At 70.6% G+C, this 10,258-nt stretch carries 7 protein-coding genes; all 7 read left to right on the top strand.

Features of this window, described 5'->3' with window-relative positions; translation table 11 throughout:
• Positions 1-611: 611 nt before the first annotated feature.
• The 7 genes from ACWD38_RS29160 to ACWD38_RS29190 all read left to right on the top strand — a co-directional run bounded on the left by ACWD38_RS29160 (position 612) and on the right by ACWD38_RS29190 (position 10,156).
• Complete coding sequence (locus ACWD38_RS29160) at positions 612-1,796, top strand: ROK family protein (RefSeq protein ID WP_184479741.1); 1,185 nt, start codon at positions 612-614, stop codon at positions 1,794-1,796.
• 333 nt (positions 1,797-2,129) lie between these two features.
• On the top strand, positions 2,130-3,278 hold the full coding sequence (locus ACWD38_RS29165) for a Gfo/Idh/MocA family protein (RefSeq protein ID WP_450125348.1): 1,149 nt from the start codon (positions 2,130-2,132) through the stop codon (positions 3,276-3,278).
• Positions 3,275-4,771: a sugar ABC transporter ATP-binding protein gene (locus ACWD38_RS29170; protein ID WP_450125349.1), complete on the top strand. Its 1,497-nt coding sequence runs from the start codon at positions 3,275-3,277 to the stop codon at positions 4,769-4,771. The genes ACWD38_RS29165 and ACWD38_RS29170 overlap by 4 nt, the downstream gene beginning before the upstream one ends.
• Entirely contained in the window at positions 4,768-5,772 is a 1,005-nt protein-coding gene (locus tag ACWD38_RS29175; RefSeq protein WP_450125350.1) for an ABC transporter permease, read from the top strand. Before ACWD38_RS29170 ends, ACWD38_RS29175 begins: the two co-directional genes overlap by 4 nt.
• 26 nt (positions 5,773-5,798) lie before the next feature.
• Entirely contained in the window at positions 5,799-6,845 is a 1,047-nt protein-coding gene (locus ACWD38_RS29180; protein ID WP_184479737.1) for a substrate-binding domain-containing protein, read from the top strand.
• Positions 6,842-7,612, top strand: a complete 771-nt coding sequence (locus ACWD38_RS29185) for a ThuA domain-containing protein (RefSeq protein ID WP_450125351.1) — start codon at positions 6,842-6,844, stop codon at positions 7,610-7,612. The genes ACWD38_RS29180 and ACWD38_RS29185 overlap by 4 nt, the downstream gene beginning before the upstream one ends.
• A gap of 48 nt (positions 7,613-7,660) precedes the next feature.
• On the top strand, positions 7,661-10,156 hold the full coding sequence (locus ACWD38_RS29190) for a PQQ-dependent sugar dehydrogenase (RefSeq protein WP_450125352.1): 2,496 nt from the start codon (positions 7,661-7,663) through the stop codon (positions 10,154-10,156).
• The last annotated feature ends 102 nt before the right edge of the window (positions 10,157-10,258 follow it).

Below are 10,258 nucleotides of genomic sequence, written 5' to 3' on the forward strand. Positions count from 1 at the left end.
GCTGCGGGATCGATTTCTCATGTAGCTCCCTACACCACGAAATCGCTGTCCTCGCGAGGAAGCCGCTGAGAACCCGCCGGTGGTCGGCTTGCTCTAGCTGGTCACTGCTCAGCGGCTCCGCCGCTGACAAGACACCGATCAAAAGATCATTCTGAGCGGATTCCCGTGTTCCTGATCATCGGCGTCGCCGTCGGTTCGACGGCGACGCCGATTTTCGCGTTCGGGAGTGGTTTTTCCGCAGGTGGGATCCGAGTGCTCGCCGCACCTCGGGGGGTAGGCGTTCGGTCCAGCGGATGCGGGGCCTTTCGGCGGCGCGGTGAGTCGGCGGACGGACGAGGGCGCTTCGGGGGCGTGCGACACCTCGCAGCGGTGTTCACACAGGTCCGCGCCTTGTCCACTGTGGATTCAAGGTGGAAGGTGGGGCGGCGTTGCGGCGTTTCCGCTGGTGTCGCCCGGTTCCGCCGCCGAGGTCCGAACGGCGGCGGGTGGATGCGGCCGATCGGGCAGCGAACATCCGGGGGACATCGCGAATTCTCCCTTGACCTGGGGAGAAACCGTTCGCTTACTCTGTGACGGACTTCATACGCTTCGTGCAAGAAGTGGGGTAGTCGGTGCAACCAGAGAATTCCCACCAAGTCCGCTTGCTGGCGTCCTTGCGGTTCAACGGGGCGCAGGCCGCCGCGGAACTCGCCGCCCAGGTGTCGCTGTCCCGCTCCAAGATCGGCCAAGAACTGGGCCGGTTGCAGGAGTTGGGGTTCGTGGAACGGGCGGGCAAGGCCGCGTCGCAGGGCGGACGCCGGTCCGGCCTGGTGCAGTTGTCGCGGCGGCTGCGCTTCGTCGGCGTGGACATCGGCGCCACTTCGCTGGACGTCGGCGTCACGGACGGACTGCTGGAACTGGTCGCGCACACCAGCGAACCCATCGACATCAAGGACGGCCCGGACGCGATACTCGGGCGGGCCGTCGAAGTGATCGACAAGCTGCGCGCCGAAGGGCACCTGCCCGCGCTGAACGGGGTGGGCGTCGGGGTGCCGGGCCCGGTGAGCTTCCGGGACGGCTTCACCGTCTCCCCGCCGATCATGCCGGGCTGGGACCGCTACCCGGTGCGCGAGCACTTCACGCAGCAGCTGGACTGCCCGGTGCAGCTGGACAACGACGTCAACCTGATGGCGCTCGGCGAGATGTACTGCGGGCTGGCCCGGTCCGTGCCGGACTTCCTGTTCGTCAAGATCGGCACCGGCATCGGGTGCGGCATCGTCACCGGCAACCGGGTGCTGCGCGGCAGCAACGGGAGCGCGGGCGACATCGGGCACATCGCGGTGCACGACACCGGCCCGGTGTGCGGGTGCGGGCGAACGGGGTGCCTGGAGGCGTGGTTCAGCGGCGCTTCGCTGTCCCGCGATGCGACCGCGCTGGCGCGCGGCGGCGAATCACCGGGATTGCACGAGCTCCTCGGCGACCGCGACGCGCTGACCGCGCACGACGTGGGGATCGCGATGCGCCACGGCGATCCGCAGGCGCTCGGGCTGGTCCGCGACGGAGGCCGCAGGCTCGGCCGGGTACTCGCAGGCCTGGTCAACTTCGCCAACCCGGCGATGATCGTGGTCGGCGGCGGCGTGGCCGGACTAGGCCACCCGCTGCTGGCGGAGGTCCGCAGCGAGCTCTACCGCCGATCAACCCCCCTGGCCACCAGCACCCTGCCCATCGCCCTCTCCGAACTCGGCGAACACGCCGGAGTGGTAGGCGCAGCAGCCCTCATCAGCGACCAGGTCTTCGGAGCCGGCCCGACCCCCTGACACCACACAACCTTCGATCTTTCGTTCGGCCGGTACCGAGCCGGCTGATCTTCGACCACCGAACCGTTCGAAATCGCAACGGATTATCGGGAACAAGAATCCGAAAAGCACGACACCACAACGCCTTTGGGCTTAATCCTGTCAGCGGCGAAGCCGCTGAGCAGCGACCCAGCACGCAGATGGACCACCGGCGGGTTCTCAGTCGGTCTGTCGCGAGGACAGCTTTTTCCCTCGTGGCGGAGCCACTTGGGAAAAAGATCCCGCAGCGACAGGCCGACTGAGGTTCCGCCACCCAACCCCCACGGCAAACCAGCCACGATGGAGGAAAAACGAATGAACGTGCTCGGTGTTGCCTTGGTGGGTCATGCCTTCATGGGCGTGGTCCACTCGCAAGCGTGGCGAACCGTGGGACGGGTCTTCGATCTCCCGGCCCGGCCGGAGATGGTGGTGCTGTGCGGGCGGCGCAAGGACGCCGTGCACCAGGACGCCGCCCGGCACGGTTGGCGGGAGGCCAGCGACGACTGGAAGTCCGTGCTGCTGCGCGACGACGTGCACGTGGTCGACATCTGCACCCCGGGCGACAGCCACGCCGAGATCGCGATGAGCGCGTTGGAGGCGGGCAAGCACGTGCTGTGCGAGAAGCCGCTGGCGAACTCCGTGGCCGAAGCGGAGTTGATGGCCGAGGCGGCGGATCGCGCGCGGCGCGGCGGAGTCCAGGCAATGGTCGGGTTCAACTACCGCCGGGTGCCGGCGCTGTCGTTGGCCCGCGAGCTGATCGAGCAGGGCAGGCTGGGCACGATCCGGCACGTGCGGGCCCAGTACTTGCAGGACTGGCTGCTCGATCCGCAGGCGCCGCTGACGTGGCGGTTGCGGGCGGAGCGGGCCGGGTCCGGGGCGTTGGGCGATCTGGGCGCGCACTTGGTGGATCTGGCGCAGTTCCTGCTCGACGAGGACATCGTCAGCGTGTGCGGCTTGGTCGACACCTTCGTGGCGGAGCGGCCGCTGGTCGACGACGCTCAGCGCACCGGTCCGGTGACGGTGGACGACGCGACGATGTTCACCGCGCGGTTCGGCGGCGGCGCGCTCGGCACGTTCGAGGCGACCCGCTACGCGGCGGGGCGCAAGAACGGGCTGCGCATCGAGATCAACGGCAGCGCGGGCAGCCTCGCGTTCGACTTCGAGTCGATGAACGAGCTGTCGTTCTACGACGCGACCGAGGGCGCTGAGACAGCCGGTTTCCGGCGCATCCTCGCCACCGAAGCCGACCACCCGTACTTGGGCGCCTGGTATCCGCCGGGGCACGTGCTGGGCTACGAGCACACGTTCACCCACCAGTTGCGGGACTTCGTCACCGCCATCGCCGAGCGCACCACGCCGAGCCCGGACTTCGCGGCCGGGCTGCGGGTGCAGCGGGTGCTGGACGCGGTGCAGCGCAGCGCCGCCCACCACAGCAGGTGGATACCAGTGGGAGGCGGCAGATGACGGCCGACCTGCTGGCGATGTCCGGCATCGTCAAGGAGTTCCCGGGCGTGCGCGCCCTGGACGGGGTGGAGCTGCGGGTGCGCCCCGGTGAAGTGCACTGCCTGCTGGGGCAGAACGGCGCCGGGAAGTCCACGTTGATCAAGGTGTTGTCCGGTGCGCATCCGGCCGACGGCGGCACGATCCGGTGGCGGGGTGAGGAGATCTCGCTGTCCTCGCCCGCCGACGCGTTGCGGCGCGGCGTCGCCGCGATGTACCAGGAGCTGGACCTGGTTCCCGGGTTGAGCGTCGCGGAGAACATCTTCCTCGGCCACGAACCGGCCACCGCCGGTTTCAGCCGCCGGGGCGCGGCGCGCGGTGCGGCTGCGGGGCTGATGGCGCGGCTGGGGCACCCGGAGATCGAACCGGACCGCGAGGTCGGCAGCCTGCCCGCCGCGTCGCGGCAGCTGGTGTCGATGGCGCGGGCGCTGCAGCACGAAGCGCGGCTGATCGTGATGGACGAGCCGACGGCGGCGCTGTCGGCAGGGGAGGTCGACAACCTGTTCCGCGTCATCGGCGAACTCACCGCCGACGGCGTCGCCGTCATCTACATCTCCCACCGCATGGAGGAGATCCGGCGCATCGCCGACCGCGTCACGGTCATCAAGGACGGCCGCACGGTCGCCGCGGGCCTCGCGGTGGCGGAGGCCACGACCGGCGAACTCGTCGCGCTGATGACGGGTGGTTCACCACCGGAACTGGAGGCGGTGGGCAGCACGGCCACCGAGCGACCGGTGCTGGAGGTGCTCGGGCTCGGCCGCCGGGGCGAGTTCGCGGACGTGAGCTTCACGGTGTACGCGGGGGAGATCTTCGGGCTCGCCGGACTCGTCGGGTGCGGTCGCAGCGAACTGCTGGAGACGATCTTCGGCGCCCGCACGGCGGAGTCGGGTGCGGTGCGGGTCGGCGGCCGTCGCGTGCGGCCGGGCAGCGTCCCGGCGGCGGTGGCGGCGGGGATCGGCCTCACCCCGGAGGAGCGCAAGAGCCAGGCGCTGCTGCCGCTGCTGCCGCTGGCCGCGAACGTCACGCTGGCGTCGCTGCCGCGGTTGAGCCGGTTCGGCTTCACCGACCGCTCCCGGGAACTCGCCGAGACGCGGGAGGTCGTCGACCAGCTCCAGCTGCGGCCCGCCGATCCGGCCCGGCCGATCGCCGCCTTCTCCGGCGGCAACCAGCAGAAGGCCGTCATCGGCCGCTGGGTGCTGCGCGGCTGCCGGGTGCTGCTGCTCGACGAACCGACCCGCGGCGTCGACGTCGGTGCCAGGGCGGAGCTGTACGCCCTGATGCGGCGGCTCGCCGCCGAGGGGATCGCGATCGTGGTGGTCTCCAGCGACATCCCGGAAGTGCTGGCGCTGGCCGATCGGGTGCTGGTGCTGCGCGACGGCGCAGCGGTGCGCACCGCGACCGCCGGGGAGATCACCGAATCCGACGTCCTGGACCTCGTCATGGAGGCGGCGCGATGAACGAGCGGACCCTCGACGCGACACCCCCCGCGACCGGCTCGTCACCGGTGAGCCGCTGGTGGGCGCGCACCGACATCAGGCTGGTCGCGCTGCTGATCGTCCTCATCGGACTGTGCGTGGTCGGCTACATCACTCGCCCGGACGCGTTCCTGACCGAGGGCAACATCTCCACCGTGCTGCGGCTGGCCGCGGCCATCGGAGTGGTCAGCGTCGGGATGACGTTCGTGATCTCGGCGGGCGGGATCGACCTGTCGGTCGGTTCGATGGTGGCGCTGTCCAGCGTGTGGATGACCACCTGGGCCACCCAGTCCTACGGGGTGGGCGCGATGGTGGTGTGCGCGCTGCTGGTCGGCACCGGCTGCGGCCTCGTCAACGGGCTGCTGGTCGCCTACGGCCGGGTGGTGCCGTTCATCGCGACGCTGGCCATGATGGCCTCGGCGCGCGGGCTGGCCGAGCGGATCAGCGGCAGGCAGACGCAGGTGGTCGACGTCGCGGCGTTCGGCGCGGTCTTCCAGGCCGACCTGCTGGGCGTCCCGGTGCTGATCTGGATCTTCGCCGCGGTGTTCGCGGGCGGCTGGACGCTGCTCAACCGCACCACGTTCGGACGCCGGACGCTGGCGGTCGGCGGCAACGCCGAAGCGGCTCGGCTGGCCGGGATCAACGTCCGCAGGCACACCGCGCTGGTCTACGCGCTGGCCGGCCTCTGCTGCGCCATCGCGGCGATCATGGTGGTGGCGCGCACCACCTCCGGCGCGTCCACCAACGGCCTGTACTACGAGCTGGACGCGATCGCGGCGGTCGTCATCGGCGGCACCCTGCTCTCCGGCGGGCGCGGCAGCATGACCGGCACCTTGATCGGCGTGCTGATCTTCACGACGTTGAGCAACGTCTTCACGCTCAACAACCTCGAAACCGACATCCAGAACATCGTCAAGGGCGCCATCATCGTGCTCGCCGTGCTGCTGCAGGCCCGCACTCGCCGCCGCAGTTCCCTCAGCTGAATCCCCTCCCACCTTCGGAGATCGCCATGTCCGCAACTCCTCGTCGCGGGTTCCTGTTCGGCACCGGTGCGCTGGGCGCGACCGCGCTGCTGACCGGGTGCCTGGCCAACGACCCGCCGCAGCGGCAGAACCCGTCCGCGGTCGCCGCGGGCGGCGACAACGCCGCCCCCGGTACCCAGGTGACGATCGGTTTCTCCGCACCCGCCGCCGACCACGGCTGGATGGCGGCCATGACCACCAACGCCCGCGCGCAGGCCGAAGGGCTGCCGGACGTCACGTTCCGGGCAACCGAAGGCAGCAGCGACGTCAACCAGCAGATCGCCCAGGTCGAAACCCTGATCAACGAGCAGGTCGACGTGCTGGTGATCCTGCCCGCCGATGGCAAGGCGCTGACCGACGTGGCGCGGCGGGCCACGCGGGCCGGGATTCCCGTGGTCAACGTGGACCGCGTCTTCGACTCGTCCGACGCCTACCGGGTGTGGATCGGTGGCGACAACCACGGCATGGGCGTCAACGCGGCCGACCACATCGCCGCCGAGCTGGAGCGCCGCGGCGTCACCGACCCGGTGATCGCCGAGATCGCGGGTACGGATTCGCTGCCGCTGACCCAGGAACGCAGCGCCGGCTTCCGCGAAGGCCTGCAGCGGCACGGGCTCCGGGTGGCGCGGCGGGTCGCCGCGGACTTCACCGCCGAGTCCGGTGAGCGGCAGGCGACGAACCTGCTGCAGGCCGCGGCGCACCTGGACGCGGTGTGGAACCACGACGACGACCAGGGGATCGGGGTGCTCGCCGCGGTGGAGGCCGCCGGGCGCGAGGAGTTCTTCCTCGTCGGCGGCGCGGGTTCGCGCGACATGATGGACCGCATCAAGGCCGGCGGCAGCGTCGTGCAGGCCACGGTGCTCTACAACCCGTCGATGTGCTCGTCGGCGATCGCGCTGGCGCGGCTGCTGGTGCAGGCCCGCGGCATGTCCGACCTGGCCGAGCACGAGGTGCCACGCTCGATCACGACGTATTCGGCCGTGGTGACCCGCGAGAACGTGGACCAGTACCTCGACGTCGGGTTCGCGTCGTGAGCGCCGGGCGCGGGACCGCGGGCACGCGGCTCCTGGGACTGGCGCTGGCGCTGGGCACGGCCGGGGCACTGGCCGCCACGGCGTCGGCGGGCGAGCACGACGAGCCGAGCGTGCTGGTCTTCTCCGAGACCGCCGGATTCCGGCACGACTCCATCGAAGCCGGGATCGCGGCGATCGAACTCCTCGGCGAGGACAACGGATTCGCCGTCGAGTCCACAGAGGACTCCGCCGTGTTCACCGATGCCGAACTGGCGCGGCACGACGCCGTGGTGTGGTTGTCGACGACCGGGGACGTGCTCGAACCCGACGAGCAGCTGGCGTTCGAGCGCTACATCCGCGGCGGCGGGGGCTACCTCGGCGTGCACGCCGCCGCCGACACCGAGTACGACTGGCCGTTCTACGGCGAGCTCGTCGGCGCCTACTTCGCCGACCACCCCGAGATCCAGCCCGCGACCGTCCTGGTCGAGGACCACGAGCACGACTCCACGGCGCACCTGCCGAGGCACTGGCACCGCACCGACGAGTGGTACAACTTCGCCTCCGATCCCCGCGAAGGCGCGCACGTGCTGGCCGTGCTCGACGAGTCCAGCTACGACCCCGGCGAAGGCGCGATGGGCGACCACCCGATCGCCTGGTGCCACGCCGTCGACTCCGGCCGCGCCTACTACACCGGCGGCGGTCACACCGAGGAGTCCTTCACCGAACCGGACTTCCTGCGTCACCTGCTCGGCGGCATCCGCACCGCCACCGGGCAGACCCCCTGCTGAAACGTCCCGGCGACGGAGCCGGGACCGTGAGCGATGAGGAGTGACCTGGTGCGATTCTTACGATTGGCCGCATCCACGACCTTGGCGGTCGTGACTGCGGCCGCCCTGACGGTTCCTGCCGCATCCGCCGCATCACCCCCACCGGATACGGCGTTCGACCAGATCACGCTGGCCCAGGGCGAGACCAAGCTGGGCGAACCGATGGCGCTGGCGGTGCTGCCCGACCGCCGCGTGCTGCACACCTCCCGCGACGGCGACGTGTACCTCACCACGCCGGACGCCACCACCACGCTGGCCGCCACGGTGCCCGTCTACAACCACGACGAGGACGGCCTGCAGGGCATCGCCGTGGACCCCGGCTTCGCCGAGAACCGGTGGGTCTACCTGTACTACGCGCCGCCGCTGGACACGCCCCCGGGCGACGCCCCGGAAGAGGGCGAGGACGCGGACTTCGCCCCCTTCGACGGGCACAACGTGCTGGCCCGGTTCCAGCTCACCGACGAAGGCACGCTCGACCTCGCCGGCGGGCAGGAGATCCTGCAGGTCCCGGCGAACCGGGGCACCTGTTGCCACGCCGGCGGTGAGATCGACTTCGACGCCGACGGCAACCTGTACCTGTCCACGGGGGACGACACGAACCCGTTCTCCTCGGACGGCTACACCCCGATCGACGAGCGCGCCGAGCGCAACCCCGCCTTCGACGCGCAGCGCTCCGCGGGCAACACCAACGACCTGCGCGGCAAGATCCTGCGCATCCACGTCGACGACGACGGCGGCTACACCGCACCGGAGGGCAACCTGTTCCCGGCGGGAACGGACGGCACCCGGCCCGAGATCTACGCGATGGGGTTGCGCAACCCGTTCCGGTTCACCGTGGACGAGCAGACCGGGTGGATCCACCTCGGCGAGTACGGCCCGGACGCCGGTTCGGCCGATCCGGAGCGCGGGCCCAGCGGCACCGTCGAGTACAACCTGATCAAGGAGCCGGGCAACTTCGGCTGGCCGTACTGCATCGGCGCCAACGAACCGTTCATCGACCACGACTTCGCGACCGGCGAGTCCGGGCAGCCCTTCGACTGCGCGGCGCCGCGCAACGAGAGCCCGCACAACACCGGGCTGGTCGAGCTGCCACCCGCGCAACCCGCGTGGCTGGACTACGACGACGGCTCGGTGCCCGAACTCGGCGAGGGACCGGAATCGCCGATGGGCGGGCCGGTGTACCACTTCGACCCGGACCTGGACGAGCCGCTGAAGTTCCCGGAGTACTACGACGGGAAGGTCCTGAACTACGAGTGGGACCGGGGCTGGATCAAGGAGTTCGAGCTCACCGAGGACGGCGACCTGGCCGCGATCCGGCCGTTCTTCGACTCGATGGACCTGACCCGGCCGATGAACATCGAGTTCGGGCCCGACGGCGCGCTGTACGTGCTGGACTACGGTTCCAGCTACTTCGGCGGCGCGGACGACTCGGCGCTGTACCGCATCGAGCACAGCCCGAACGCGAAGACCCCGCGGGTGAAGCTGAGCGCCGACGTCACCTCAGCCGGTGAGGCACCGCTGACGGTCGAGTTCGACCCGGCGGGCACCACCGACCCCGACGGCGGGCCGCTGAGCTACGAGTGGGACTTCACCAGCGACGGCACCCCGGACTCGACCACCGACGGGCCGGTGTCGTTCACCTACGACGAGCGCGGCAGCTACACCGCCAAGCTCACCGTGACCGACTCGACCGGCAAGGTCGGGCACGCCAGCGTGCAGATCGTCGTCGGCAACACGCCGCCGCAGGTCAGCGTCGAGCTGCCGCCGGACGGCGGGGTGTTCACCTTCGGCGAGCAGGTGCCGTTCCGGGTCAGCGTCACCGACGCCGAGGACGAGCAGATCGACTGCTCCCGGGTGCAGGTCAGCTACGCGCTCGGCCACGACACCCACGCGCACCCGCTCAGCGAGGAGTTCGGCTGCGAAGGCGTCATCGAAACCCCGGCCGATGAGGGCCACGGGCTCGACGCCGACGTGTTCGGCGTGATCACCGCCGACTACACCGACACCGGTGCCGAGGGCCTGCCGCCCGTGACGGGCAGCGGCCGGGTCGTGCTGCAGCCCGCGGACAAGCAGGCCGAGTTCTTCACCGACGCCGAGGGCGTCGAGGTCGTGGAGGACCCGGACGCGGCCGGTGGCCGCAAGGTCGGCGGCATCGAAGCGGGCGACTGGATCTCGATCGACCCGGTGAACCTGACGGGCGTGGACGGCATCGGCTACCGGGTTTCGGCGGCCGGGCCGGGCGGCACCATCGAGGTCCGCGCCGGGGCTCCGGACGGCGAACTGCTGCAGACGGCCGAAGTGCCGAGCACCGGTGGCGGATATGTGGACGTGGAACCGGTTCCGGTGACCGATCCGGGCAACTCCGGGCCGCTGTTCTTCGTGTTCGCGGGTGAAGGGACCGAATTGTTCGAAATCGACGCGGTGCACTTCACCGGCGACGGGGTGTCCGAGCCCGTTCCTCCGGACGACTCGTCGGCGCGGGCGAAGGGCGACCTGCCGCGTTGATCCACGTGGTGGTGGGGCGCGGGGGGGGGGGGGGCCCCCCCCCCCCCCCGGGGGGGGGGGGGGGGGCCCCCGGGGTGAGCACCAGACCCAGAAAACCCAAAC

The sequence above is a fragment of the Saccharopolyspora sp. NPDC002578 genome, from assembly GCF_053592695.1.

Excerpts from the sequence above, each read along its gene's own strand:
- ACWD38_RS29165 (WP_450125348.1), top strand. The coding sequence starts at position 2,130 with ATGAACGTGCTCGGTGTTGCCTTGGTGGGTCATGCCTTCATGGGCGTG.
- ACWD38_RS29170 (WP_450125349.1), top strand. The coding sequence starts at position 3,275 with ATGACGGCCGACCTGCTGGCGATGTCCGGCATCGTCAAGGAGTTCCCG.
- ACWD38_RS29175 (WP_450125350.1), top strand. The coding sequence starts at position 4,768 with ATGAACGAGCGGACCCTCGACGCGACACCCCCCGCGACCGGCTCGTCA.
- ACWD38_RS29180 (WP_184479737.1), top strand. The coding sequence starts at position 5,799 with ATGTCCGCAACTCCTCGTCGCGGGTTCCTGTTCGGCACCGGTGCGCTG.